Source organism: Gemmatimonadota bacterium (genome assembly GCA_040388535.1).
In the GTDB taxonomy this organism is placed as follows: Bacteria; Gemmatimonadota; Gemmatimonadetes; order Gemmatimonadales; family GWC2-71-9; genus Palsa-1233.
Genome location: JAZKBR010000001.1, coordinates 515,746 through 542,057, shown reverse-complemented (window position 1 = coordinate 542,057; position 26,312 = coordinate 515,746). Strand labels below are relative to the sequence as shown.

Genomic DNA, 26,312 nt, shown 5'->3' with positions numbered 1-26,312 from the left:
AGTCCATGCCTGATCGAACCAGTTGGCTCAACCGTACATTGCGCGGGCCGCGGCCGACGCGTCTGGCCGTGCTCCTCGCGCGACACGAAGGGATCGCCTGGGCCGGTGCCGCAGGGCTGCTGCTGCTGACCACGTGGGTCGCCGATCGGAGTGGCGAAGTCGTGCACTGGGTCGCCATCTCCGGGTACGTCGTCGTCGGCGTTCTTGGCGGCCGCGAACCGGTGCGACACCTGTGGGCCGGGCTGCGCCGCGGGGTCTTCCTGCTCGACATCGACTTCCTGATGGTGATCGCGGCGATCGGTGCGGCATCGGTCGGCGCGTGGGCCGAAGGTGCCTTCCTCCTTTTCCTCTTTGCACTCGCCAACGCCCTCGAGGAATACGCACTCGATCGGGCGCGATCGGCGATTCGCGCGCTCTCTGAGCTGGCCCCGTCACGAGCGCGAATTCTCCAGGATGGGCAGGAGGTCGAGGTCCCGGTCGAGCAGGTGCGGATCGGCGACATCGTGGTGATCCGCCCGGCCGAACGGATTCCCTCCGATGGCATCGTGCGCGAGGGCCACTCGGGCGTCGATCAGGCGCCCATTACCGGCGAGTCGGTTCCGGTCGACAAGGAGCCGGGCGACGAGGTCTTCGCCGGCACCGTGAATGGCGAAGGTTCGCTGCTCATCGCCGCGACCCGTGCGGTGGGTGATCGGACTCTCGATCGCGTGGTGCGGCTCGTCGAAGAGGCACAGGCGGCCAAGGCACCAACGCAACGCGCGACCGAGAAGTTCGAGAAGGTGTTCGTCCCGCTCGTGATCATCGCTGACATTCTGCTGATCATTCTGCCGCCGCTACTAGGCGATGTTACCTGGAGTGCGTCGCTCTATCGCGGGATGACCGTGCTCGTCGCCGCGTCGCCCTGTGCCCTCGCACTCGGTGCACCGGCCGCGATGCTCGCCGGCATTGCCCAGGCCGCGCGCCACGGTGTCCTCATCAAGGGCGGCGTGCACCTCGAGGCACTGGCACGGGTGCAGGCCGTTGCCTTCGACAAGACCGGAACACTCACGCGCGGGCGACCGGAACTGACCGACATCGCGCCGATGCCCGGAATCGAAGTCAACGAACTGCTGCGAATCGCCGCGGCCGTGGAGGCGCGCTCGCAGCATCCGCTGGCGCAATCGGTGGTGCGTCGCGCGAAGGCCGACGGCCTCGTGATTGCCGACGCGGGCGAACTGCAGAGTGTGACAGCGCGCGGTGTCCGCTCGCAGCTCGACGGTCGCACCGTGGCGATCGGTTCGGCGCGTCTCTGGACCGACAATGGCATCACCTTGCCCGCCGCGATCCAGGCAGCGATCGATGACTTCTCCGCCCGCGGCCGCAGCGTGATGATCGTCCGCCACGGCGAGAGCTGGCTCGGAGTGCTCGGCCTGATTGACCCGCCGCGCGCCTCGGTGCCCCCGACGCTCAAGGCGTTGCGCGCGCTCGGCCTGACGCCGCTGGTGATGCTGACTGGCGATCATCAGGGCGTTGGCGATGCCGTGGGTCGTGAGGTGGGGGTGGATGAGGTCCTTGCCGGGCTGTTGCCGGAAGACAAGGTCGCTGCGATCCATCGCCTGCGAGAGGCACACGGCAGCGTGGTCATGGTGGGCGACGGGGTCAACGACGCGCCGGCGCTCGCGGCAGCAACCGTGGGGATCGCGATGGGTGGTGCCGGTACTGCTGCGGCGCTCGAGACCGCCGATGCCGCCCTCATGGGTGACGACCTCGCCCGGCTGCCCTATGCCATCGGCCTCGCGCGGGCGACCCGGCAGATCGTGCGACAGAATCTGGTGATTGCCGGCGGCGCGATGAGCGTGCTCCTTGTGCTCGCAGCGGTGGGAATCCTGCCGATCGGCCCCGCCGTACTGGGACACGAGGGAAGCACCATCGTGGTGATTCTCAATGCGCTCCGCCTCCTCGCCTACCGCGAGACTCCATTGCCGGGAACCCGATGACTCTTGCCACAGCTCGTGCCGCCGTGCTCGACGCGCCCAACCTGCCACCGGTTGTGCGCAACCTGCCGTTGCCGGAGCTCACGCCCGGTTCGGCGCTACTGGCGACCCAGTATTCCGAGGTCTGCGGGACCGATGTCCATATCTGGCGCGGCAAGCTCGCTGGCGCACCGTTCCCGTTGATACCCGGCCACGTCTCGGTCGGTCACCTCGCCGCGATTCGCGGGACGATGACCGACATCGATGGCGTTCCCTTCAAGGAGGGCGACCTGGTCACCTTCCTCGACGTGCACGAGAGCTGCGGTCATTGCTGGCACTGCCTCGTGGGGAAGCAGAGTACTCGCTGCCCGCGCCGGAAGGTGTACGGCATCACCTACGGGGTCGCCGACGGGCTGCTCGGCGGCTGGAGCGACACCATCTGGATGAAGCCGGGACTCAAGCTGGTGCGGATTCCGGAGGGACTCTCCCCCGAGACTTACATCGGTGGCGGATGCGGCCTCGTGACCGCGTTGCACACGGTCGATCGTGCCGAGATCAAGCTGGGGCAGTCAGTGGTGGTCCTCGGCGTCGGGCCGGTGGGGCAATCGGCGATTGCGTTCGCGTCACTCTCGGGTGCTGGCGAAGTGATCGCGATCGGAGCCCCCGCCGACCGGCTCGAGTTCGCGAAGCGGATGGGAGCCACGCACACGATAGATCTCGCGATGCCGGCCGCCGATCGCGCGGCTGAAGTACGCCGACTTACCGGCGGGCGCGGTGCCGACGTCGTGATCGAGGCGGCCGGTGCGCCGGTGGCCGTGACGCAGGCGCTCGACCTGGTGCGCGATGGGGGCAGGGTCGTGGTGTGCGGGCAATACGCCGACAACGGCGACACGCCGATCAATCCGCACCGACAGATCAACAAGAAGCACGTCGAGATTCGTGGTACCTGGGGGAGCGACTACTCGCACTTTCATCGTGCCGTGGCCCTCGCGGCCCAATGGGGCGACCGGATTCCCTGGCGGGAGCAGGTGGGAGGGAGCTACACCCTCGACCGGGTCGGCGCAGCGCTCGAAGCGGTCGAGGGTCGCGAGGTGCTCAAGGCGTTGGTGATTCCGGGGAGCTGAGGCCGCTTCCAACCTTCCAGTGGGCGGGATGCGTAGTAATACTTAACGTTCCACCCAATCCTGCACTTCGGAGTCATCGATGGTTCGTCGTTTCGCCCCTTGGGGCCTGGCCCTCGTTATTGTCGCGCTCGGCTCCTGCGCGCATCCGGCCGCCACTCCGTCCGCTCCCACACCGAGCGCAGGGGCTCCGCGCGCCGGCACCGGCGTTGCTGCTGCTCCGGCTGCTCCCACTCCTACCGCTGCCGCCCCGGCTCAGGGTGGTCCTCCGGGTGGTCCACCGGGCGCTGGCGGTCCGCCGCGTCGGGTGCCGCTCACGCCGGAACAGCGTGCGGCTCGTCGCGATTCGCTGGCGATCGCCCGGGCGCAGGTCGTGAAGGGGCTGATGGAGAAGCTGGCCGGGAAGGAAAAGATGAAGGCCGGCGATGTCTTCGCGAATGTGCAGATGCTGCAGGACACGACGGTCGAAGCGTTGCTTACCATCATGGACCAGAACTACAGCAAGGCGCTCGGGGTGAGCTGCACCTTCTGCCACACCAACGGTCAGTGGGACGAGGACAAGAAGGAAGAAAAGGAGAGCACGCGCCTGATGATCAAGATGGTGACGCAGATCAACAAGGAGCAGCTCACCAAGATGCCGCCGAATCGTGCCGGCAAGACGCCGACGATCGATTGCGTCACCTGCCATCGCGGGCTGAATCACCCCAATCAGGCGATCCTGCCGTAAGCGCCTAGGGACGTTCCTTCGTCAGCTCGGCGATGCGCGCCTTGGCCCGCTGCACCATCGGTTGCAGCGGGCCATCTGCGTTGCTCCAGAGCGCGGTGAACTGCTGCAGATACTCGAGCGCCTTCCTGCGGTCACCCTTGTCGGCGTAGATCTCGCCGAGGCGAAGCAGCGCGAACGGGCGCATCCGACTCTCCTCGAAGTCGGGGTTCAGCGTCACGTTGGTCAACGCGGCCCCCCAGGCGACGATCGCCGAGTCGGGCTGCCCGGCACGGTCGAGGGCGTAGGCGTAGTAGTAGCGCCCGCACGGAATGCAGTTCCCCTCGGTGTACGCAGCTTTCATCGTCGTCGCTGCAGCAGCCCAGTTCCCAGCGGCAACGGCCTCGAGTGCATCCCAGTACGGGTCATAGCCTGGAAAGCGCTCCGCCACCGGCGTGGCAGCGTCCGATCCCTTACGCATCTGCCGCACACCGTTGGCGTTCGACGCAAAGGCGTAGACCTCTGCAATCATCCCATACGGGCGTCCTCGCGGGGGCATCTTTTCCAACGGGGTTTGCGTCAGCGCGGCATCGAGTTGTTTCAGTGCCTCGGCCGGTTGCTGGAGGTGGAACACGGTGGTGAATGCGCGTTCGATTCGAAGGACAAGGGCCGCGGCCGGATTGCCGTTGCTGATGTCCCTCGCTGCAAACCCTTCCAGGATAGCCTGTCCGGTCGTCAGGCGGCCCCGCATCTTTTCGGTGGTGGCCTGGATCGTGAGGAGTTGCTCGATTCGGGGCGACCCAGGCGGCAGGTGCTTGAGGGCTGCGGCAACATCGGCGTCGCTGCGAGTGAAGTCAGACACGACCATCGACGACATCGCGCGGAGATACAAGGCATTGCCGGTATCGCCGGTGGTCCGCAGCAGTTCGTCGCTGACCGAATCGGCGGCGGCCAATCGATGCTGCGCGACCAGAGCCGAGGTCAGGTTCAAGGCGATGTTGCGCGTCGCCCCCGGCTTGAACGCCGGCCGGAGGACGGCCTCGGCTTCAACGTACCGGCCGGTGTTATTCAGGACGACAGCCAGGTTGTTGGCGGCCGTCTGATTCTCCGGGTCGATGCTCAACGCCGCACGCAACGCGGCGATCGCCTTGTCGTTGTCGATCTCGACGTTGTTGTAGTACGTCCCCTCGGTGAGGGCGCGCTCAAGCGGCGGGAGGCGGTCGCGAAAGCGATAGGCGCGCCGGGCGGCATCGAGGATCAACGAACGGTCGAGCCCCATGTTGCCGCGCACCACCGCGATCTTCCGCCAGGCCATCGCGAACGAGGAGTCGAGCGCCACAGATTGCTCCAGCAGCGCGAGTGATTCCGGGGTGTCCCCCAGGCTCGAAAGGCGCATTCCCTGGGTGTAGAGCCGAAGTGCGGGGAGTGAGGCCGTGGTGACCTGCTCCAGCGGCTCGCTGCCGCGAATCGAGTGGAGCGACTCACCGATCTTCTCACGCAGCGCGGCCGAGAGCCGGTTCACGGCCGCAAGCAATTCCGTCGGCGAGGCCGCCGATTCGCGCACTGAGGCAAGGGTGTTACCGCTGTCGCTCGCCACCACCCGTGCGGTGAGTGAATAGCCGCCGCCCAGCGAGGTGATCTCGCCCGTCACCAGCGCCTTGGCACCAACCCGCTGCGCGAGTTCGCGCGCATCGGCCGAGGCGATATGCCCAGGCGCCCGCCCCATTAACCCGAGCAGCTGAGTCACCTCTGTCGGTTCGACCAGCTTGATCGCGCGCGACTGCCCGAGGTCGACACGCAGCGCTTCGACGACCGCAGCGGCAAGTGTGGTGTCGCTGGTGCTGTTGTCGAAGTCGGCGAGGAGGAGCTTGTCGGTCGCACCGAGCTTGCCGGCCGAACGCAGCGTCGCACCCGGGCCCACGCCGAAGGCGCGCGACGCGAGGAAGGCCCCCGCCACCACGGCAACCGTGGCGACCGCAATGATGCCGCCGCGGATCGCGCGCCGACCGGTGATCCACGATGTCGCGCCTGGCGCGACGCCCGACACGCCGGCGAGCGTCATTGTTGCATGCTGGCGTTCAGTACGTCCGGCGAGCAACACTACCGGCAGTCCCGCGAGCATCGCGCCCAATGTCCCCTGCCAGATCCAGTCGGGCAGGTCGGCGACGCGCGTGATGCCGTAGGCCAGTGCAGTGAGTGCCACGGTTGCCACCAGGTGCAGCATCACGATGCGAGGTGTGCCCCAGTTGCGCAGCCGTCGATGGGCATAGCCATCGAGCCCGGCCATCCCGCCTGAAGGCGTCGCGAGCCCGTCGATCGCGGTGACGAGTTCGCCGGCGCTGGCCCAGCGATCGCCGGGTGCCTTGGCGAGGCACCGCATGATCAGCGCGGCGAGCGGGCCCGGCAGATCAGGGCGGAGTGACGCGATCGGCATCGGCGCCGTGGTGACGTGCGCGGCGAGCAACGCCTGCGGAGTACTACCGGAGAATGGCAGTCGTCCGGTGAGCATCTCGTACGCCACGATGCCGAGGGCGTAGATGTCGGCGCGATGATCGACATTCGGATCGGCGGCCGCCTGCTCTGGTGCCATGTACGCCGGCGTGCCGAGCGTCATCCCCACCGTGGTGAGCGAGGCGGCGCCGGGATTGGTGTCGCTCTTGTGCCCGGCCTCGAGCGCCTTCGCCACGCCGAAATCGGCGACCAGCGCGTGGCGCCCGGCGAGCAGGATGTTGGCTGGCTTGATGTCGCGGTGGACGATGCCGCGGGCGTGCGCTGCCGCGAGTGCATCGGCGACTTCGCTCATGATCCGCAACGCTTCGGTCGCCGGGATGGTGCCGTCGCGCGAGATCCGGTCGGCCAGCGACTCACCATCGACAAACGGCATCGAGTACCAGAGCAGGTCACCGATCTGTCCGGCGGCCAGCAGCGGCACGATGTGCGGATGCTGCAGCGACGCCGCGACCTGGATCTCGCGCTGGAACCGATCGGCCTGCACCGCCTCGCTGGCGCCGGGTGGTAGCAGCTTGATGACCACCTTCCGGCCGAGCCCCTCCTCCTCCGCGACATAGACGTGACTCATCCCGCCACCGCCGAGCTCGCGCTCGATGCGATAACGTCCGGAGAGGGCGGTTTGCAGCCGGGCGAGCGGATTGGTCACGGAAGGTCCCGAATAAGGGCGCCCTCAAGATCGTCACAAACGGACGTGACGGCTAGGAGCGCCCTCGGCCGGGCCCTGGGCTACTTCTCGTGGTAGAGGGCGGGGAACTGCTTCCTGAGCGCCTCGACTTTGGGCCGGTCATTGTAGACGATATAGGGCTGGTTCGGGTGCAGGTCGTAATAGCCCTGATGGTACCCCTCGGCCGGCCAGAAGCGCTGCCACTTCGCTACCTGGGTCACGATCGGCCCCTGGAACAGCTTCGCCTGCGTGAGCTGCGCGATGTAGGCCGCGGTCTCCTTCTGTTGCTCGGGCGTGGCATACCAGATCGCCGAACGGTACTGGGTACCGTGATCGGGACCCTGAAAGTTCAGCTGGGTCGGGTCGTGCGCGACCGAGAAGAAGACCTTCAACAGCTGGGGGTAGCTCACGACCGACGGATCAAAGATGATCTTCACCGACTCGGCGTGGCCGGTGTCGCCGTCGCTGACCCGCTCGTAGCTCGGATTGTTGAGGGTGCCGCCGGCATAGCCACTGGTCACGTCGATCACGCCCTTTACTCGCTCGAAGACCGCCTCGACGCCCCAGAAGCAGCCACCGGCGAAAATCACCGAGTCGCGGCCGGCGGTGGCGCTGGGCGGCGCAGCAGATACCGGGTCAGGCAACGAGTGCGGGGCGCTGGCGGCCGCGTTCCGACGGGCAACCATCGCTACAACGACCAGGCCGACCACAAAGAACGGGCTAAGACGGCGAATCGACACGGGACCTCCTGCGGGAATCGTACGACTGTCCGCTATCTACGCCTGAAAGCGGCCAGCGGTTCACTTGCGCGACAGCCCGGCCGGATCGACTTTCCCAGTTGCAGGCGTTCCGGACCCCCGGAGGAGCCCATTCCGAATCGCAGCAGACCCGAATCACACTTCCAGGCCCGCCTCGAGCGCCTGCTCCAGATCACCATCGGGCTCGCCTCCGAAGTGTCGCTCGACCGCGTACTGCAGCAGGTTACCGACACGGCCCTCGACCTCATCGGGGCCAAATACGCCGCCATCGGCGTCGTCGCCCCCGACGGCCGGACGCTCGAGAGCTTCACCACCAGCGGCATCGACGAGGCCACCAAGGCGAAGATCGGCGAACTCCCAAAGGGACATGGCATCCTTGGCCTCGTGGTTCGCGAGGCGCGGGTGATCCGGCTCCCCGACCTGGCAGCCCATCCTGATTCCTTCGGCTTCCCGTCCAATCACCCGCCGATGCATTCCTTTCTCGGCGTGCCGATCGTGGGGCGACGGGGCGTCTTCGGGAACCTCTATCTCACGGAAAAGCAGGGCGGCCAGCCATTCACCGACGAAGATGAGCGGATCGCAATGCTGCTCGCGGCGCAGACCGCTGCCGCCGTCGAGAACGCGCGCCTGCACGAGGAGAGCGCCCGTCTGCTCGAGGAGGTGCAGCAACTTCACCGGACCCGCGAGCGCTTCTTCGCGATGGTGAACCACGAGCTACGCAACGCCCTGGCTGGGACCTTTGGCTGGGCCGAGATGCTGGTGCGGCGGAAGGACCCCGCCTCGGTGCCGCGTGCCGCGATCGAAGTCCTCGACTCGGCCGGGCAGGCCGTGGCGCTCATCAATGACCTGCTCGACCTGAGCCGTCTCGATGAGGACCGGCTCAAGCCGCAGATCCAGCCGGTTGAACCCAGCGCCACGGCGCGGCGGGCCGTAGGGCGCGTCACTCCGCAGGCCAACCTGGCCCAGGTCGAGCTCAAGCTCACGCTCGCCCGCCGGCTGCCCAATTGCGAGACCGATCACCAGCGCGTCGAGCAGATCCTCGTGAACCTGCTCGGCAACGCCATCCGGCATGCACCCGAAGGGAGTGTAGTTGAGCTGAGCCTCACCCACGTGGGCGACCGGGTCGAATTCCGAGTCCAGGACGAGGGGGCCGGAGTGCCCGAGGACGAACTGGAGAGCATCTTCGACATCTATGTCACCAAGGCCCCCGACGAGACCCGCGGGGTCGGACTCGGGCTGCCGCTCTCCCGCCGGCTGGCGAACCTCCTCAAGGGCGAGCTCCACGCCGTCCGCGTCCCCGATCGCGGGGGCTGCTTCATCCTGTCACTGCCGGTGAGTCCCGGAGTATGAAGGGAGCTTCATACGGACTTGTGAGCCGGTTCAATTGCGGAGTCTAGCTTCGGACGCATGAGAGTTCTCGTCGTGGAAGACGACCGCAAGGTCGCCGGGTTCATCGAGATGGGCCTGAAGGAAGAAGGCTACGTGGTCGACATCGCCAGCGATGGCGAATTGGCCACCTCACTCGCGCACATCAACGAATACGATGTGATCCTGCTCGATGTCGTCCTGCCGAAGAAAAACGGCTTCCAGGTCGCGACCGAGCTGCGGCGCGAAGGGCGGGCGACCCCCATTCTGATGCTCACGTCGCGCGACGCGGTCGAGGATGTGGTGCGCGGGCTCGACGCCGGTGCCGACGACTACCTCGCGAAACCGTTTCGCTTCGATGAACTCCTCGCCAGGATTCGTGCACTGCTCCGTCGTGGCGGAGCCGAACGCCTTGAGGTCCTCCAGTTCGGGCCGCTTGCGCTCGATCGGCTGCAGCACCGCGCCACCTGCGATGCGCGCCCGCTCGACCTGACGCCCAAGGAGTTCCAGCTGCTGGAGTTCTTCCTCCTGCACGCCGGCGAAGTCGTGCGCCGCACCACGCTGCTCGAGAAAGTCTGGGATATGCACTTCGACCCCGAGAGCAACGTGGTGGACGTGCACGTCGGCAATCTTCGCCGCAAGGTCGATCACGCGGCAGGCCGGCCGCTGATCCAGACGGTGCGTGGCGTGGGCTTCGTCCTGCGCAACGCCGAAAGCTGAAGAAATCTTCATAGATCATCACCGGTCGCTTCATCTCGCCGTGCCGATCATTGACGCACGATGACTGTTCGCCGCGAGCCGTTTGGCCGCCAAGCGCAGTCGCATACCGAGAGAGGATGACCCATGTCGGCCGTGACCACCCCCACTGATCAGACCAGCCGCCGCAACTTCCTGACGCGAGGTGCGGTTGCGCTCGCGATCCCCGCAATCGCTGGCGCCCTCACCGCGTGCGACACCGACACGAAGAAGGGAACCGCAGCGGCGGCAACGGTCCCGGCTGCGAAGCCCGTCCTCAAGTCCGCGCGTGAGAAAGCGGACGAGATGGACGCTATGCACGAGAAGGGGATCAAGGCATTCCCCGCCAAGACCGTGGGCAAGGGGAACGTGCTGATGGCGCCGAGGATGGAAAAAGGCGTCAAGGTGTACGATCTCACCTGCTCAGAAATCGATTGGGAAGTGGAGCCGGGCCGCACGATGAAGGCATGGGCGTATAACGGCCAGGTGCCGGGTCCGCAGATCCGGGTGCGCCAGGGCGATCGCGTGCGCGTGAATCTCACCAACAAGCTTGAAGAATCCACCGCGATTCACTTCCACGGTCTCGAGTTGCCGGTCGCGATGGACGGCGTGCCGTTCATCACCCAGCCGCCGATCAAGCCAGGAGAGTCGTTCACCTACGAATTCACTGTGCCGAACTACGGTTCGCACATGTACCACTCGCACCACAACTCCACCCGTCAGGTCGGGATGGGTCTCCTCGGCGCCTTCATCGTGGAGCCCAGGGACAAGGGCCGCGAGCCGAAGGTCGATGTCGACTACGTGATGGTGCTCAATGATTCGGCCCATGGTTACACCCTCAACGGCAAGGGCTTTCCGGCCACCGAGCCGATTGTGGCGAAGCTGGGACAGACGGTGCGAATCCGCTTCATGAACGAAGGAATGATGATCCACCCGATGCACCTGCACGGGATGCACATGACGGTGATCGCGAAGGATGGCTGGGACACACCCACGCCATGGAAGTGCGACACGCTCAATGTCGCTCCCGGCGAGCGGTATGATGTGCTGGTGAAGTGCAATAATCCCGGCACCTGGGCCTTCCACTGCCACATTCTCCCGCACGCCGAGACCGAGCACGGGATGTTCGGGATGGTGACGGCGTTGATCGTGAAGTAAGAGGGGAAGGGGGAAGGGGGAAGCGGAGAAGGGAGAAGGGAGAAGGGAGAAGGGAGAAGGGAGAAGGGAGAAGGGAGAAGGGTGATGGGTGACGGAACGGCGAGCTGCGGGGATCTTCTCGCGGCTTTAGCCGCAGTAGCCGAGCCGTGGCTTTAGCCACGAGCTCCGCCGTGGCTTTAGCCACGAGCTAATATTGGGGAGATGAGCGAACTCTCCCACTCCGTCATGCTGGCCCTCGGCTTCGCGGCCGTGGTGATCCTGGTCACCTCCCTGGCCCGGCGCCTCCCGGTACCGACCCCGATCCTTCAGGTCGGGGCCGGGCTGCTGGTTGGGCTGCTCAGCAGCGAGGAGATTCCGACCCTCGAACCCAACCTGGTCTTTTTCGTCTTCCTGCCGCCGGTGCTCTGGGCCGCGGCGTATTTCACCTCCCTCCGCGAGTTCAAGCAGAACCTCCGGCCCATCGGCCTCCTCGCCATCGGGCTCGTACTCACCACCACGGCGATCGTTGCCGTGGTCGGGCATGCGCTGCTGCCTGGGGTGCCCTGGGCGGTGGCACTCGCCCTCGGCGCGATTGTTTCGCCCCCCGATGCTGTCGCTGCCGAGGCGATCATCAAGCGCCTGCCGGTGCCGCGCAAAGTACTGGTGATCCTCGAAGGGGAGTCACTCGTCAACGACGCCTCGGCCCTGGTGCTCTACCGCACCGCCGTCGTCGCGGCGATGACAGGCCACTTCTCGATGGGAGAAGCGGTGGTACGCTTCTTCATCGACGCGGCCGTCGGCGTGACCGTGGGTCTGATGGTCTCGTGGCTGGTGGTGGCAATTGCCCGGCGGAGCAGCGATGAAGTGGCGCTCTCACTGTTGTCGCTAGTGGCACCCTATGCGGCGTGGATGTCGGCGGAGCTGCTCCACGTCTCGGCGGTGCTCGCCTGCGTGGCCGGCGGGATCTATGCGCGACAGCATTTTTCGAACGTGATCTCGCCGCTGGCCCGGTTGCAGAACCGCGCCGTGTGGGATGTGCTGGTCTTCGTGATGAACGCGCTGATCTTCGTCCTGCTGGGTGCGTCGTTCGGCGGGCTGATCACGACAACCGCCGCCACCACGTTACGACACGTCGGCCTTATCGCACTCGGCGTGAGCCTCATCGTCATCCTGGTGCGGCTGGTCTGGGTGCCGATCGCGACATGGCTGCCGCGCTGGCTCAGTCGCGAGATCCGCGAGAGCGAGCCGGCGCCGCGCCCCGGAGCCGTGGGGCTGGTGGCGTGGACCTCGATGCGCGGGATTGTCTCACTCGCGTCGGCGCTCGCGCTACCGGTCGCCCTCAACGATGGCACGCCTTTCCCCTATCGCACCGAGATTCTGCTGATCACGATGGTGGTGATCCTTGTCACGCTGGTGGTGCAGGGACTCACCCTCGCGCCGCTGATTCGCCGGCTCCGTTTTCCGATCGACCCCACGCCACATATCGAGGAGCGGCACGCGCGGCGCGAGGCGTTGCGCGACGGCGTCGAGCGCCTCGAAGATCTTGCCGACGAGCCGTGGGTGGTGGTCGAGGAAGTTGAACGGCTGCGGGAGGAGTATCGTCGCCGGACGGCGTTCGATCTGGCCTGCGCCGACGAGGAGAAGGGGGCGGCATCGCGACGCCGCCTCCGCGCCGAGTTGTTGCGCGCCGAGCGTCGCGCGATGATCCGGCTCCGCGACGAAGGGGCGATCAGCGACGAGGTGCTCCACGAACTCGAGCGCGAGCTCGACGTCGAAGCACTCCGGATCGGCGCCGGCGGCCTGCGCTAGCCTCGCTGTTCGTTCGCCGCCGGCGTGCGGGTGGTGCCCTCGGCGAGGCGGTCCATCCGGTCAAGGCGCTCGACGTCGATGGTGATGACCTCGTCGGGCGATTCCACGAAGATGCTGGCGAACTTCGCATCCCAGCGCACATCATCCCAGAGATACGACGTGCGTGAAGTGACCCTCGTCGAGAACGTGTCCTCCAGTGCCGTCGCGAGAATCAGGAACTCGGCCTTCCGTTCGCGCAACTGTTCCGGGGTGATATTGGCGAGCGGCGAGTCGGCGGTGATCGGGTGCACCACGGTCCAGTGCAGTGGGAAGAATTCCACCGACGAGCGCTCGAGGTCGAGCGGATGGAAGTCGCGCACCTGCTCGCCATCGACGTCGCCGAAGATCGAGAGGGTCACTCGCATCGACACCTCGAAGAGTTCGCTCGGCGAGGTGTTGGCCATCCGGAACATGAAGGCGCGGCCACCCTCGTAGGGGGCAATCACTGCCGACTGCGTGTAGCGGATCTGTGCGCGCGGCCGCATCATCTTGGCGAGCATCAGCCCGATGACGGTAACGATCGCGAGCAGGCCGATCAGCGACTCGAAGGCAGCGAGCCAGTTGGCCGTCGTCCCGACTGCGTACATCGGGCCGGTGCCGACTGAGGTGAAGATGCCGAGGGAGAAGAAGAGCGCCCGCAGGAAGGGGTCATCGACGTTCAATCCGGCAGTGCCGGCGATGGCGCTACTGCCCAGTGCCGAATAGGCCGCGGCGAATACGCCGTTCGCGAGCAGGATCAGCGCCAGGGTCCAGACAAAGAACGACACCCACGTTGCCGCGAGGGCCCGGAGAAAGGTGCGGGCCCAGTACTGACCGCCGAGGCCGTACTTGCGCACCCCCGGCGTGCCGTCGCGCCGCATGAAGCGACCCTTGGAGCGCTGCACCACGACGCTGCCGAGTCCGAGGTCGTCGGGGGCGGATTCGGATTCCTGGTCAGTGGGGCTCGCTGCCATGGGGCCTCGGATTGGTGCGGTCGTCGCGGGGTTCAACTTCTAAGCTAATCCTTCCGGCTGCCACCGGCGGGGCGTAGCTTCCGACCCATGCCCGAAATCGAATCGCCACGTCTCGCGCGACTCAGCCGGCTGCCGCTTCTCGCGATCGCCGCTGTTGCCGCGGCCCTCGTGCTCTATGTCCTCGCCCGGCTCGCAATGGGCACGGTGCGCACCGCGACCCCCGTGCTGGTGCTCTACCTCGTCGTGCCGCTGGTCGTCGCGATTCTGTCCACGGTGGTCGCCGGCCGATCGACCGAGGCGCGCCTCGCAACCCTGCTGACCCTCGCCCTCTCGCTGCTGGCGGTCTGGCTCTTCGAGGTTCGCCTGCAGCTCGACGACGGCACGGGCCCTGGCACCGCGCGTGCAATCCGCGCGGCTGAGGCCGCCGGGCGATCCTTCGATCGTCGCAAGGGTCTCGAGCTGGTCGATTCGATTCGTGCCGGTGGAGTGGCGGCGTTTCCTGCGATGTTCGGGCCGGCGATTGCGGCCGGCCGCCTCGGTCCGCTCTCGCTCCGGTTCGTGGTCGGTCGCGACACGCTGCTGCCACTGGGCTCGGTACCGAAGGCGACGACGGTGTACTGCAATGAGAGCGGCACCTTCGATGTCTACCGTACCGATTCCCTCGGCTACAACAACGACGATGCCACCTGGAGTGACTCCGCGACCGACGCCGTCTTGCTGGGTGATTCGTATGTGGCGGGGGCCTGTCTCCCGCGCGAGCGCGGCCTGGCTGCGGCGCTACGCGAGTTCGGCATTCGCAGCCTGAACCTTGGTGTGGGTGGATCGGGGCCGCTGGCGGAGCTCGCGCGCCTGCGGGAATTTGGCGCGCCCCGCCGGCCCCGGCTGGTGCTCTGGCTGTACACCGAGGGGAATGATTTCGAGGACCTCAAGCTCGAGGAACGAAACCCGACGCTCAAGCGCTATCTCGACCCGTCATTCTCGCAGCAGCTGGCCACGCGCCATGCCGCAATGGATACGGCCTTCGAGCATCGCCTCGATTCAGTTCTCGCGGAACATCGCCTCGTGCCATCGTTCTGGGCGCGCTTGCGCGGCGTGGCGTGGGCGGATGTCGTGCGGCTGCAGACCCTGCGCGACAATCTCCGCCTCCCATCGCTGCGCACCGGGGAGCGCGCCGAGCCGCGCTGCTGTTCCTACGAGAAATATGACTTTGCGACGTTCGAGCAGGTGTTGCGAGAGGCCGACCGGGAAGTCAAGTCGTGGGGAGGGCGCCTCGAGTTCGTGGTGATCCCCGACAATTCCCATTTCCTCGGGGCCGATGGCCGCTTCTGTCGGCCGTGTACCCTCTCGCCTTATCGCGACTCGCTCAATGCCGCGAGGCATCGTGGGGTGGCTGTGGCGCGTGACGCGGGACTCGAGGTGGTGGATCTGCACCCGGCGTTGCTCGCCGAAGCGTCGGTGGTGCCGCTCTTCGACTGGGCCGGGGCGCACTTCAACGCCGCTGGCTACCACTTCATCGCGAAGGAGGTGGCGAGGCAACTGCGGCGGTGACGCGCGCACCCCGAAGATCTAAGACTTCTTTCATGTTGATCTGCTGATCGTTTCACCCCTGAGTGGCGATCCTCTCTGTGACACCGATTCACGGAGAGCCAGATGACCAGCAAACAGATGCTTCTCGGCGGTGCAGTTCTCCTCGCCGCCTGCCGCTACCAGCCCACCGTAATCCCGCTGGCTGGGTCGCCCACCGAAATCGCGGTACTCGCCGGCGACTGGCAGGGTGACTATACCAGCGACGATACCCGGCGCAGCGGCCACATCATGTTCCGGATCAGTGCCCGGGGTGATTCGGCCTTCGGTGACGTGATGATGTTCGTTCCGGGATACAACACCTTCCCGCTGCCGTGGGATCAGGCGACGGCTCATCTGGAACATGCCCGTTCGCCGGATTTCCTCGCCATCCGGTTTGTCGCCGTGGGGGGCGGCCAGGTGGGCGGCGAACTCGAGCCCTACACCGCGCCGGATTGCAATTGTCTCGTCCGCACGCGCTTCATCGGCCGGGTGCGCGGCGACGAGATCCGCGGACGCTACACATCGAAGGCAGATGGCATCCCCGAGCGCGTCGGCCGCTGGCAGGTGAAGCGCGCGACGAAGTGACCCGGCTGTGAAGGGAATTTCATCTGCGCCCCACGATTGCTTTTGCCTCGTGGGGGCAGCTTCGAAGGGTCTCAATCAGGAGCTATCTGTGCCGGAAATGACGATTGATGCCTGCGCCATCCCGCAACCGTCCGCCTGTGCCATTCCGACGCCAGTATCGTGCGCCATACCCGAGCCCGCTGCGTGCACCTACGCACCGGAGCCGCCGCTCCGCTGGGAGTGGCGTACCTTCGACTTCCAGCCGGAACGCTGGGCCCGGTTGCTGCGCCAGGTCGAACTGACTCCGGCGACGGCGCCCTCGCACGAGACCTACCTGCTGACGCCGCGTTCGCCCGACAATGTGAAAATCCGTGAAGGCCGGGTCGAGGTGAAACGATTGTTGCGCACCTCGCCAGCCGGGCTCGAGCTATGGCGGCCCGCACTCAAGGCGGAGTTCCCGCTCGATCCCGACACGGTGCTGGCGCTGTGCCACGCGTGGCGCTGCGAACAGCCGGAGACCATCCCCACCATCGCAACGCCCGACGCGCTGATCACCTGGGTCACCCGGGCGCTTCCGGAGGTACGGGTGATCCCGATCCGGAAGATTCGTCGCCGCTTCCGTCTCGGTGCCTGCGAGGGAGAAAGCGTCACGCTCGATTCGGGGAATGCCCGGCTCGAGTCCCTCGCGCTGGAGCATCATGACCCGGCGGTGCTGAACGAGGCGCTGGCCGAACTTCAGCTCAGCGGCGCGCGCAACATCAATTACGTCGCGGGGCTCAAGCGCTTTCTCGGCTGGTCGCTCGACGCAGCGCACTGTGTCCCGGCGATGCCGGTATGACCGTCAACGTCTCGAATCCCGAGCGCCTCGTGCGCGGCCTGACCGGAATCATGCTGCTCGGCCTCTACGGGGCGCTGCCGTCGCCTTGGCGTTACCTGAGCCTGCTCGGGCTGGTGCTGCTCGGGACCGCGCTCACCGGGAACTGTTTGCTCTATTCGCTGATCGGCAGGCCACCGGTGCTGCCGAAACACCATACCGGGCGGGGCGAGGTGTGAAGCGGACCCGCGCCACCACGACGTTGAGCTGGGTCGTGGTGGCGCTGCAAGAAAGCTTCACGCTGCCTTCCCGATAGCTTCGCCCCCGCTCCCGCAGAATTGAACCGTCCGCCGGCATGCTCTCCCTGGGCATTGTCTCCGGCCGACGCGACTTACGCAGCGGAGGAACCCTATGCGACACGCGATCATCCCGACCCCGATTCGAGCAGCGACTCTCGCCATGCTCGTCGCGGTCGGCATCCTTGGCGCCCAGTCGCCGACCACGCCCGTGCCGGTCCCCGGGAGTTATGACGGCGGATATCTCGTCTTCCAGAGCGGCGACGGCGCCTTCAAGTACTGGCTCGATGGCCGGCTGCAGGTCGATGCCGCCAAGTATTCCGGGGGCGAGAATGAACTCGGCGGCGGTGCCGAAGTACGGCGCCTCCGGATCGGCGCCAAGGCGCAGCTCTTCACCAACTGGTACTCCGAGGTGGACCTCGATTTTGCCGCGAATGCTGTCGAGATCAAGGATGCCTGGATCGGATACACCGGCCTGCAGGACATGATGTTCAAGGCTGGCAATTACAAGGAGCCCTTCTCGCTCGAGACGCTGACGTCGTCCAAGAACACCACGTTCATGGAACGCTCGTACGCCGACAACTTCTCCCCGGACCGCAACATCGGCTTCGGCATCGTGCGCTGGGGCAAGCAGTGGCAGGTCGCCGGCGGCGTCTTCGGTCAGTCTGCTGGTGAAGTCGATGCCTCGGCCCGCAATGAGGGCTACGGCATCACCGGTCGCGCGACCTTCGCGCCAGTCATGGCACCACGCCGCATCGTGCACTTCGGCGTCGCCCTGAGCCGTCGGACCCCTGATGCCGCGACCGGAGCGGACACGAACACGATGCGCTTCCGGGCTCGGCCCGAAACGGATGTCTCGCTGGCCCGCTTCCTCACGACCGGGAAGATCCGGCTCGTCGATCACACCAGCTACTACAACGCCGAGGCCGCGATGGTCTTCGGGCGGCTGGCGTTGCAGGGCGAGTACACCAAGGTGACCGTGCGCCGACTGACGAACCTCGCCGACGCGTCGTTCAAGGGCGGCTACGCCTTCGCCTCGCTCTTCCTGACCGATGACACGAAGGAGTACCTCCCGCACGACGGCGAGTTCGACCGGATTCATCCGAAGAGCTCGGGTGGAGCGTGGGAAGTCGCGGTGCGCTACAGCACGCTGGACCTCAACGACAAGACCACTGGGGTGAATATCCTCGGCGGCAAGGGGACCAACTACACCGCGGGGCTGAACTGGTACATCAACACGAACTTCAAATGGATGTTCAACTACGTCCGGGTCATCAACGACGAGAACGCCAAGCCCGATCTCGGCACAGCGCCGTTCGTCACGGGCGACAAGTTCAACATCTTCCAGACGCGCTTCGCCCTGGCCTTCTGAATCGCGATGGCACACGAGATCGAGCGGAAGTTCCTGATCGTCCCGGGCGCCTGGCGCCCGGACCCGGCGCGGGGAATGGCCGTGCGGCAGGGGTATCTGTCGCACGATCCCGCCCGGACGGTCCGGGTGCGGGTGACCGGGACCCAGGGCTTCATCACGATCAAGGGGATCACCCGCGGGATCTCGAGGCTCGAGTTCGAATACCCCATTCCCGTCACCGATGCAGAGGCGCTGCTCGCGAAGCTCTGCATTCGTCCCCTGATCGAAAAGCGGCGCTATCGCGAGTTGTACGGTGGCTGGACCTGGGAGATTGACGTTTTCGAGGGCGAGAACGCCGGGCTGATCGTGGCCGAAGTCGAGTTGCCCACGGAACTCACCACCGTCACCCTGCCATCCTGGGTAGGCCGCGAAGTGTCCGACGATCCCCGCTATTTCAACTCGAACCTTGCGCGCCACCCCTACTCGCTCTGGGGCAGCGATGCCTGAGGTCGCGGCGCCCGACACCGAGACACTCGCCGATCAACTCGCGCTCGATCGGTTCGTGCTCTCGGCGGCGCAGCATCGTCCCTCCTCGCCAACCGAACGCTGGATGCGACGCCTCGGTCTGCCGCTCGGTGTCGTGGCATTTGCCCTGCTGCTGATGGTACCCCGCGCCGCCGGCCTCACCGCCGCCGGACAGGGTGCGGCGGCGGCGTTCGCTCTGGCGCTCATCTGGTGGGTGACCGAGCCGGTGCCGACGCACGTGACGTCGCTCACGCTGATGATCCTGCTGGTGCTGACTCGCGCCGACACGCCGACTGGGGTCATGAGTGTCCTCGGGCTGGATGTCATCTGGCTCAACGTGATGGCATTCGTGCTGAGCGCGATGCTGGTGAAGACGCGACTCGCGAAGCGGCTCGCCCTGATGCTCATCGTACGCTTCGGTCAGCGGGCCTCGTGGGCCCTCGGCGCATTCGTGGTACTGCAACTGGCCCTGGCGCCGCTGATCCCGGCGACCGCCGCGCGGACGGTGCTCACCCTGCCGCTGATGATCGCTGTCGCGTCGATCTACGGCGCCACGGCCGAACAGAACACCAACTTCGGCCGCAACCTCTTCCTGCTCAACCTCACCGCCATCAGCATCCTGTCGTCCACGGTGATGACCGGGAGTGCCGCGAACCTGATGGCCGTCGGATTCATCCAGACCCTGGGCGGGCATCGCGTCTACTACACCGACTGGCTCTTTGCCGCAGCGCCAATCGCGGTTCTCACCGTCGTCCTCGCCTGGGCAGTCGGGCCGCGGTGGATCTTCCCGTTGGCCGCAACCGAACGGACGCCGACGATCGTCGGCGGGGTCCAAGCCGTGAAGGCGGCACAGCGCGAGCTGGGGCCGATGACGGCCGTGCAATGGCGCGCGATCGCGATCTTCGGATTCGTGCTGGCGCTCTGGGCCACCGACCGCTACCAGTCGGCGTGGTTCGGCCTCGAGATCGGCGCACCGATTGCCGCGATGATCGGCGCGACCATCGCCCTGTTGCCGCGGGTGGGAGTCATCCGCTGGGAAGACACCGAGATCCCCTGGCACCTGATGATCTTCAGTGCCGGTGCGTACGCTGGCGGGCTGGCGCTCGAGAAGAGTGGCGCGGCGGCGTGGGGTGTCCATCGGATCTTTGACGGCCTGCAACTGCAGCAACTCCGCTTTGGCTACACCTACGCCATCATTCTCGCGGTGATGCTCTACAGCCACCTGCTCTCGACCTCGAAGACGGTGCGCACGGTGATCATGATTCCGGCCGTGATCCTGCTCGCGCGTGGCCTCGGGTGGGATCCGGTGAGTCTCGCGCTTCCCGCGGCCTTTACCATCGACTGGGTCATCGGGCTGCCGATCAGCGGCAAACCCAATGTGATCCTCTTCGGGACCAATCAGTATTCGGTCAATGACAACGTGAAGTACGGCCTGCTGGTCTGCACCATCGGCTACCTGCTGCTCCTCCTCGCCGGTGCGACCTGGTTCCACTGGCTCGGCCTCACACCCGCCTTCTCGGCGCTGCCACCGCTTCCCTGACGCGCGTTACCAGCGCCACCAGAGCATCGCGCCGAGGGCCACCGCCGTCACCAGGAGCCCGCCGACCGCGAGTTTGCGGAATGCCTTCGCGCCGACCACGACCGCGATCACCATCTTGCTCACGGTGTTGGTGAGCAGGCCAAGTCCGATGGCGCGCGCGGCCGCGATCTCCGAATCGCCGTTCACGGCGAGCCGGTTCATCGACACGGTGAGGGCATCGAGATCGGCGACGCCGAAGAAGAGGGCCGAGCCAACCATGCCGCTGGAACCGAAGTGCGCCTGGGCGTAGCGAATCGCGACGAACGCCACCTCGAACGCGATGGCAAGCTGCAATGCCGACCAGAGGCGCAGCGGACTCTTCGGCGGGTCGGTGGCCGCCTCGGCCGATCCCGACTTGCGCAGCAGCCACGCTGAGCACGCCGCCCCCACCACGAAGGCCGGCACCGCATACCAGAGCAGATGGAGCGCTACCGCCGGGCTCAGCGCGAGCGAGACCAGCACGATGCGCGCGGGGAGGATGGTGCACGCGGCGATGACGCCGAGGGCGAGGCCGCGGGCGTGCTGAGGCTCAGCCCGGCTGATGCGCGAGAACTGCAGGGTGAGTGCGGTCGACGATATCAGCCCCGCGAGCGCGCCGGTGATGCCGTAGCCCTTGCCGGGGCCCACCAGCCGTCGGGCGAGGTAGCCAGCGAAGTTGATCCCGGAGAGGAGCAGCACCATCGCCCAGAGCACCCGGGGGCGAAAACCCCAGAATGATTCGTAGGGTCCGGTTGGCAGCAGCGGCAGGATGACCAGCGCGAGCACGAGGAACTGCAGCGCCGCGTGCATCTCTTCCTGCCCGATACGTCGCACCAGCCAGTGGAGGCGTTGTTTCTCGCCGAGGGCGAAGACGACCGCCGCACCGGTCCCCGCAGCAAGGAGCAGGTAGCCGAGTCCCGCGAAGGTCGCGAGGGCAAGGACTACCAGTCCGGCCGCCTCGGTGGTGCCGTCGCGCGGTGACTCGGTCCCGCGGACGGCACGGGCATAGGCGACCACGTTGAAAGCGGCACCGGCGGCGAGGAGGATACTGCCGGGAATCGTGGCATCGCTGCCGATGAGCAGGCCGGCGATGCCACCGAGAATGCCGAGGAGGAAGAAGGTACGGAGGCCGGCGAATCGCCGCCCGGGTCCGGCTTCGGGGCCCGACCACTCACGTTCGGTCCCCACGATGAGACCGATGAGTGCCGCGACCGCGAGATTTTCGACCATCAGCGGGTGACTTCCTTGGTACGCGAGAGGTCAGATAGTGCTACGGAACGATAGCCTGACCCGGTCCAACCGGGTAATGTCCAAGTTGGCAGGCAGTCTGAAATCCCCCAGCAGGAGTGGTCCAATGCAGATCCTTTTCGCTCGTCCGATGCGACTCCTCGCCGGCGTGATGTTGCTGGCTGGCTGCGCGTCGAAACCGACTCAGGGAAGTCGGACTTTGTCGATGGGCAAGTTTGCCGGTGATGGCCAGCTCGGCACTCCCTCTGGCCCGGTCAGCACCCTCCCGGCCGTGCGGATTCTTGACGAGAAGTTCGAACCGGTCCCCGACGTGACAGTCACCTTTACTGTGGCCTCGGGAGGCGGAATCCTGAGCGGGGCTTCGGCCGTCACAGATGCTGACGGCGTCGCCCGGGTCGGCGGCTGGTCGCTCGGTCCGAACCCGGGCCCCAACACCCTGAGGGCAACGGTGGCGGTCGGTGCGGTTGGCAGCCCGGCCACCTTCCTCGCCTCGGCCGTCGCGCCTGGCGGCGGTGGCAAGGGCGGCGGCGGCGACCAGTAGTCATCCGCCGGTTGCGCGTCAGGTTTCTTCTGTCGCGGAGTGCAAGGCGTGCTCAAGGAGACACTTGCCCCACATCGCGGCAAGGAGTTCATCGGCCGACCATTCCCACGCGCCCGGGGTGAAGCGTGGTTCACCCCGGGCAGCGCAGCTCCAGATACCGAGACGCGACGCGCATTGGGCCGAAGAATCACTCATCATGGTTGACCAGGTCAGGCGGAGCGTTTCGCTGGCAACTGCCGCCTTGTCACAGACCGACTCAACTGACACGCCCAAGCAGACCTCCTCGAGATGCATTGGCATCCCGGTGGTGAACCGGCGCGAGCCGGTACGAACCGATGTGGTGGGGTAGGGACTCTGAAGATATGTTCATGCTCGTTGCTGCAACAGGGTCGCGAGATGAGGGGTGAGGGAGAAGGGAGAAGAGAGAAGGGAGAAGAGAGAAGGGAGAAACCGCTGACTTCGCAGGCCGTACAGCGCAATCGTCGAGCAGCCTCCGCATCCGATTGCCGCCCTGGGGAGATCCAATGACTATCGCGCGTGCTGTGTGCCTCGCCTTTCTGGTGACCGCGCTCTGTTGCAGCGGCGCCGTTGCGCAACAGCCGCCAGCCGCCCCGATGGCCTTCGCCACTGGCGGTTTCATTGCCCTCTCGGTGCCGGATCTCGAAGCGAGTGCGAAGTGGTACGCCGAGCGGCTGGGGCTTGCGCGCAAGATGACCGTGCCGCGCAGTGGCTCGCTCGCTGGCGTTGTGTTGCTTGAAGGCCCGGGCCTGAGTGTCGAACTGATCCAGCTCGACAGCGCGCGCGCCGGCCCGGAACGCCCGGAGATGCAGCACGGGATTTCCAAGGCCGGCATCATCGTCAGCAACTTCGACAGCACGGTGGCGCGGCTCCGTGCCCGCGGCATCACCTTCTTCTTCGGTCCCTACGCGCCGCGCAACGGCAACCGTGCGAACGTGGCCTTCAAGGACAACAGCGGCAACCTGATCCAGATCCTGGGTCCGTACGCCGCGCCCTAGAACTTCACCTTGATGTAACCCCAGTCGTCTTGCTGCTTCGATACCAGCTCGTACAGTCCGTCTGGCACCGTGCCGATTCCCTCGGCGAGCTGTCGCTTCTCGATCTGGTTGTTCTTCATCGCAATTTCGCAGACCCGGAAATCCACATTGCCGCGCTTGCGCAGCTCCTGCACCTGCGCGAGGTAGAGCGAGCGCTCGGGCATTACCAGTTCCATTCCCCTGCCATACATCACCAGCTCCACCTTCGCGGCAGGGTTCGAACTCGCCTCACCCACCAGGCGTAGCGCCATCTTCTGGTCGAGGGTGTCGCGGCTCGAGAGATCGAAGACAATGTGATACGGGTGCGGCGCGCGCTTCACGAAACCCAGCGTCAGCGCCGCCGCCATCAGCACGAGTGCCATCCGCTTCATCGCTACCTCCGTGCACCAGGTGGGTTGCTGAAGACGGCGCCGTGCGGGAGACCGGCTGCATTCCCGCCGTGCGGCCAGACCTTGTTGTCCATCCGGACTCCGGGGGTAGTCGCCCCCGCGTCGCGGAACTGCTCGTCGAGCGTGAGCTTGCCGGTGGCTTCATCGAAATTCGCCATCATCACCCGGCTCGTCATCGCGCCATAGCCGGTGATCACCACGCGCTGGTGATTCGGCTCCACCGCAATCCAGTGCGGCTCGTCATTCGGGCCGAGGACCACGCGCGAGACTTCACGCGGTGCGGCAGGGTTCGCGATGTCGAGCGAGACCACGGCGTGCCAGGCCGGCACCGTGACGAGGTAGTAGTGCCCGACGATCACGGGGATAGCGCAGTACCCCTTCTCCGCACGAGGAAAGGAGGCGACCAGCGTCCCTTTCGGATCGGCGCTCTCGAGCCCGCTCAGCAGATAGAGCCCGCAGTTGAAGGTCGAGACCAGCACCGTCTTGCCATCGGCGAGGAGCCGCGGTTCGGCGGTCGCTTCGTTGTCGTCACCGCGTGGGCCGCCCGGCAATTCGAAGGTCTTCAGCAGCTTCAGGTCGGAGAGTCTCCAGAGCTGCAGCGAGCGCGATGCCGCCTCGCCGATCATGTCGGTGGTGGTGGTGACGATGCGGTCGAGTTTCGGGATGATCACCGCCGAATAGGGGCGGATCAGGGTATCGATTCCCGGTGCATTCGCCGACACCGAGCGTATCAGCGCGCCGCGATTGGTGAGTTCGGCAAGGCCACCCGGCACCATCTTGCCGCCGGCGTGCTGCATCTGAAACGTCGCGAGCACATGGCCGTTAGGGAGGCGCAGGAAGGAGTGCGGGTGCATCATCCCGGCGATGTCGCCGAATTGTCCATCGAGCTTCGGGTGCGCCGGATCCTTCATATCGAAGATGAACGTCTCGCCGGCGCCGAAGCCGTTGGCGAAGAGCCGGTTGTCGGCCGCCATCTGGTGCTCGGTATGATGCGGTTCGTTGTGGAGCCCTGGCACCGGCACCGTGCCGACCAGGTTGCCGTAGCGGCCTGCCTTGGGCCGGACGTCGAGCACGGCGAGGAAGTCGGGCTTGGTGGAGTCGGCTGAGCCGGTCCAGAGGTAGAGGAAAGAAGAGGATGGCGCAGCCTGCGCCGAGAGCGCTGGCGCGAAGGCGGCTGTCAGCAGCGGGAGGAGAACCACGCTCCAGGATTTCGACATCGCGTTACCCTGCCCGTTCCACGAGGAATTGTTCGATCTTGCCATCGGGGCGAGTCATCATCGTGACATTGATCGTCATGTTGCCCGCGCGAATCCGGTACCCGCGAATGATCAGCCCGCCACGCAGTTCCTGGCCGCCCCCGCTGGCAAACTCGGCCGGCTCGCCGAGGGGGCCAAGGCTCGCGCCATAGTCGGCGAGCACTGGGGCAGAGAAATAGGCATTGAGGTTCTCGGTCAGCAGCGCGCGATCGATCGTACCGCGCATCAGGCCGTGGTAGACGCCGAGGGCGATGTTGCGAGCCGCAGCGTCGGTCGTGTCCACCGTTGCGAAGATGATGTTCGCGATGCGCCCCGCGATCTGCGACGACGCACCGGCACCACCAGGGTAGATGTTGGTGAAGACCACGATCGCCGCGGCATCATCGGGATAGACCAGGTTGGTGGTGGTGTATCCCGACACCGCGCCGCCGTGCGAGAGCCGCTTGCGGGCGCCGGCCATGCCGACATTGATGCCGAGGCCATAGCCGCTCGAAACACCGTTGGCGAGCAGGGTCGTGCGCTGCTGGGCGGCGTACGATGCCGGCTTCAGCAGTGAGCGCTTGATCATCCCGATGTCCCAGGTAGCCAGGTCGCGCGCAGTCATCGCGAGCTGCCCGGCGCCGAAGAGCCAGTGCGCCGCTTCCTTGGGTGCGGCGCGCAGGGGGCCGAGGCCGTTGCGCAGGAAAGCACCGGCGTCATCGGCGCCGAGCGGACCGGCATCGAAGTCACGCACGGAGGCCATACCGAGTTTCGTAAAGATGCGCTGCCGCAGGAAATCGATGAACGGCACGCCAGCGACCTTCTCGACGACCGCCGCGGCGATGATGTAGTTGGTGTTGCTGTACTGCCACTGCGTGCCAGGTGCAAAGTCGAGCGGCTGCGACGCCCACTTTCCCATGATTGCTGCGGCCGTCGTCGGACCCTGCATCGCCGTGAAGACGTAGTCCTGCGGCCAGTAGTCCTGATAGCCCGAGGTCATCGAGAGCAGCTGGCGCAGCGAGATCTCGTTCGCGCCGGTCAGCTTCGGGAACCAGCGCGACACCTTGTCGTCGAGGGAGAGCTTGCCCTCCTCGGCCAGCATCAGCAGCGCCGTCGCGGTGAACTGCTTGCTCACCGAACCGATGGCGTAGCGCATCGAGGTGGTGGCTGGGGTGCCGACGCGGCCCTCGCCGTAGGCCTGCTGGTACACCATCACGCCGCCACGAACCACCGCGACCGACGCACTCGGTGCGCCGGTGCCGGCGAGCACGGCTGCTGCCGCGCTATCGATCCGGGCGCGTTCGAGCGGGGTGAGTTGTTGTCCGGAAGCCCTGGTCCCCAGCGTGCCGAGCAGGGCGAGTGATGCTGCTACGACCAAACGTGGATGAAGCATGGGTGAGCCCCAGCGATGGAGTGGGTTGGT

Annotated in this window: 24 protein-coding genes; 16 read left to right on the top strand and 8 right to left on the bottom strand. The window is 66.2% G+C overall.

Annotated features, from left to right (window positions below; all coding sequences use genetic code 11):
- Window positions 1–5: 5 nt before the first annotated feature.
- From V4558_02515 to V4558_02505, 3 genes are all read left to right on the top strand, one after another.
- A complete protein-coding gene (locus tag V4558_02515; GenBank protein ID MES2304344.1) occupies window positions 6–1,976 on the top strand; it encodes a heavy metal translocating P-type ATPase in 1,971 nt (656 codons plus the stop codon).
- Complete coding sequence (locus V4558_02510; GenBank protein MES2304343.1) at window positions 1,973–3,076, top strand: zinc-binding dehydrogenase; 1,104 nt, start codon at window positions 1,973–1,975, stop codon at window positions 3,074–3,076. The genes V4558_02515 and V4558_02510 overlap by 4 nt, the downstream gene beginning before the upstream one ends.
- A gap of 79 nt (window positions 3,077–3,155) precedes the next feature.
- On the top strand, window positions 3,156–3,800 hold the full coding sequence (locus tag V4558_02505; GenBank protein MES2304342.1) for a c-type cytochrome: 645 nt from the start codon (window positions 3,156–3,158) through the stop codon (window positions 3,798–3,800).
- A gap of 4 nt (window positions 3,801–3,804) precedes the next feature.
- Here the strand turns inward: V4558_02505 and V4558_02500 are convergent, their stop codons facing one another.
- Together V4558_02500 and msrA are read right to left on the bottom strand one after the other, a co-directional pair.
- The gene (locus V4558_02500; GenBank protein MES2304341.1) at window positions 3,805–6,933 is read right to left on the bottom strand and encodes a protein kinase; all 3,129 of its coding nucleotides are present in this window, start codon (window positions 6,931–6,933) and stop codon (window positions 3,805–3,807) included.
- An 80-nt stretch (window positions 6,934–7,013) separates the two neighbouring features.
- Complete coding sequence (gene msrA, locus V4558_02495; protein MES2304340.1) at window positions 7,014–7,691, bottom strand: peptide-methionine (S)-S-oxide reductase MsrA; 678 nt, start codon at window positions 7,689–7,691, stop codon at window positions 7,014–7,016.
- Between the two features lie 213 nt (window positions 7,692–7,904).
- Between msrA and V4558_02490 the strand changes: the two genes are divergently transcribed.
- The 4 genes from V4558_02490 (at window position 7,905) to V4558_02475 (ending at window position 12,755) form a co-directional block, all read left to right on the top strand.
- Window positions 7,905–9,059, top strand: a complete 1,155-nt coding sequence (locus V4558_02490; protein ID MES2304339.1) for an ATP-binding protein — start codon at window positions 7,905–7,907, stop codon at window positions 9,057–9,059.
- Window positions 9,060–9,116: 57 nt separating this feature from the next.
- The gene (locus V4558_02485; protein ID MES2304338.1) at window positions 9,117–9,794 is read left to right on the top strand and encodes a response regulator transcription factor; all 678 of its coding nucleotides are present in this window, start codon (window positions 9,117–9,119) and stop codon (window positions 9,792–9,794) included.
- A 123-nt stretch (window positions 9,795–9,917) separates the two neighbouring features.
- The gene (locus tag V4558_02480) at window positions 9,918–10,967 is read left to right on the top strand and encodes a multicopper oxidase domain-containing protein (GenBank protein ID MES2304337.1); all 1,050 of its coding nucleotides are present in this window, start codon (window positions 9,918–9,920) and stop codon (window positions 10,965–10,967) included.
- 201 nt (window positions 10,968–11,168) lie between these two features.
- On the top strand, window positions 11,169–12,755 hold the full coding sequence (locus V4558_02475; protein ID MES2304336.1) for a Na+/H+ antiporter: 1,587 nt from the start codon (window positions 11,169–11,171) through the stop codon (window positions 12,753–12,755).
- Here the strand turns inward: V4558_02475 and V4558_02470 are convergent.
- A complete protein-coding gene (locus V4558_02470; protein MES2304335.1) occupies window positions 12,752–13,747 on the bottom strand; it encodes a hypothetical protein in 996 nt (331 codons plus the stop codon). The two genes, V4558_02475 and V4558_02470, sit on opposite strands and share 4 nt — an antisense overlap.
- An 87-nt stretch (window positions 13,748–13,834) precedes the next feature.
- Here V4558_02470 and V4558_02465 point away from each other — a divergent pair, with 87 nt between their 5' ends.
- The 7 genes from V4558_02465 to V4558_02435 all read left to right on the top strand — a co-directional run bounded on the left by V4558_02465 (window position 13,835) and on the right by V4558_02435 (window position 20,403).
- A complete protein-coding gene (locus V4558_02465; GenBank protein MES2304334.1) occupies window positions 13,835–15,295 on the top strand; it encodes a hypothetical protein in 1,461 nt (486 codons plus the stop codon).
- Between the two features lie 102 nt (window positions 15,296–15,397).
- The gene (locus tag V4558_02460) at window positions 15,398–15,898 is read left to right on the top strand and encodes a hypothetical protein (protein MES2304333.1); all 501 of its coding nucleotides are present in this window, start codon (window positions 15,398–15,400) and stop codon (window positions 15,896–15,898) included.
- A 97-nt stretch (window positions 15,899–15,995) separates the two neighbouring features.
- Window positions 15,996–16,715 carry a hypothetical protein gene (locus V4558_02455; GenBank protein ID MES2304332.1) on the top strand — a complete coding sequence of 240 codons (720 nt, stop codon included), beginning with the start codon at window positions 15,996–15,998 and terminating at the stop codon, window positions 16,713–16,715.
- Window positions 16,712–16,930, top strand: a complete 219-nt coding sequence (locus tag V4558_02450; GenBank protein MES2304331.1) for a YgaP-like transmembrane domain — start codon at window positions 16,712–16,714, stop codon at window positions 16,928–16,930. The genes V4558_02455 and V4558_02450 overlap by 4 nt, the downstream gene beginning before the upstream one ends.
- Before the next feature lie 172 nt (window positions 16,931–17,102).
- On the top strand, window positions 17,103–18,359 hold the full coding sequence (locus V4558_02445) for a porin (GenBank protein ID MES2304330.1): 1,257 nt from the start codon (window positions 17,103–17,105) through the stop codon (window positions 18,357–18,359).
- 6 nt (window positions 18,360–18,365) lie between these two features.
- A complete protein-coding gene (locus V4558_02440) occupies window positions 18,366–18,845 on the top strand; it encodes a CYTH domain-containing protein (GenBank protein MES2304329.1) in 480 nt (159 codons plus the stop codon).
- A complete protein-coding gene (locus V4558_02435) occupies window positions 18,838–20,403 on the top strand; it encodes an SLC13 family permease (protein ID MES2304328.1) in 1,566 nt (521 codons plus the stop codon). Before V4558_02440 ends, V4558_02435 begins: the two co-directional genes overlap by 8 nt.
- Window positions 20,404–20,409: 6 nt before the next feature.
- Here V4558_02435 and V4558_02430 read toward each other — a convergent pair whose 3' ends face one another.
- Window positions 20,410–21,651 (bottom strand): MgtC/SapB family protein, encoded by a 1,242-nt coding sequence (locus tag V4558_02430; protein ID MES2304327.1) that lies wholly within the window; start codon window positions 21,649–21,651, stop codon window positions 20,410–20,412.
- A gap of 124 nt (window positions 21,652–21,775) precedes the next feature.
- On the opposite strand from V4558_02430, the gene V4558_02425 reads away from it, so the two are divergent.
- The gene (locus V4558_02425) at window positions 21,776–22,210 is read left to right on the top strand and encodes a hypothetical protein (protein ID MES2304326.1); all 435 of its coding nucleotides are present in this window, start codon (window positions 21,776–21,778) and stop codon (window positions 22,208–22,210) included.
- Window positions 22,211–22,228: 18 nt separating this feature from the next.
- Here the strand turns inward: V4558_02425 and V4558_02420 are convergent, their stop codons facing one another.
- Window positions 22,229–22,477: a hypothetical protein gene (locus V4558_02420; GenBank protein ID MES2304325.1), complete on the bottom strand. Its 249-nt coding sequence runs from the start codon at window positions 22,475–22,477 to the stop codon at window positions 22,229–22,231.
- A gap of 257 nt (window positions 22,478–22,734) precedes the next feature.
- Here V4558_02420 and V4558_02415 point away from each other — a divergent pair, with 257 nt between their 5' ends.
- Window positions 22,735–23,226 (top strand): VOC family protein, encoded by a 492-nt coding sequence (locus V4558_02415; protein MES2304324.1) that lies wholly within the window; start codon window positions 22,735–22,737, stop codon window positions 23,224–23,226.
- Here V4558_02415 and V4558_02410 read toward each other — a convergent pair.
- The 3 genes from V4558_02410 to V4558_02400 are packed head-to-tail and all read right to left on the bottom strand — an operon-like array spanning window position 23,223 to window position 26,282.
- On the bottom strand, window positions 23,223–23,636 hold the full coding sequence (locus V4558_02410; GenBank protein MES2304323.1) for a DsrE family protein: 414 nt from the start codon (window positions 23,634–23,636) through the stop codon (window positions 23,223–23,225). The two genes, V4558_02415 and V4558_02410, sit on opposite strands and share 4 nt — an antisense overlap.
- Before the next feature lie 2 nt (window positions 23,637–23,638).
- The gene (locus tag V4558_02405) at window positions 23,639–24,871 is read right to left on the bottom strand and encodes a hypothetical protein (protein ID MES2304322.1); all 1,233 of its coding nucleotides are present in this window, start codon (window positions 24,869–24,871) and stop codon (window positions 23,639–23,641) included.
- 4 nt (window positions 24,872–24,875) lie between these two features.
- Window positions 24,876–26,282, bottom strand: a complete 1,407-nt coding sequence (locus V4558_02400) for a serine hydrolase domain-containing protein (GenBank protein ID MES2304321.1) — start codon at window positions 26,280–26,282, stop codon at window positions 24,876–24,878.
- Window positions 26,283–26,312: the final 30 nt, after the last annotated feature.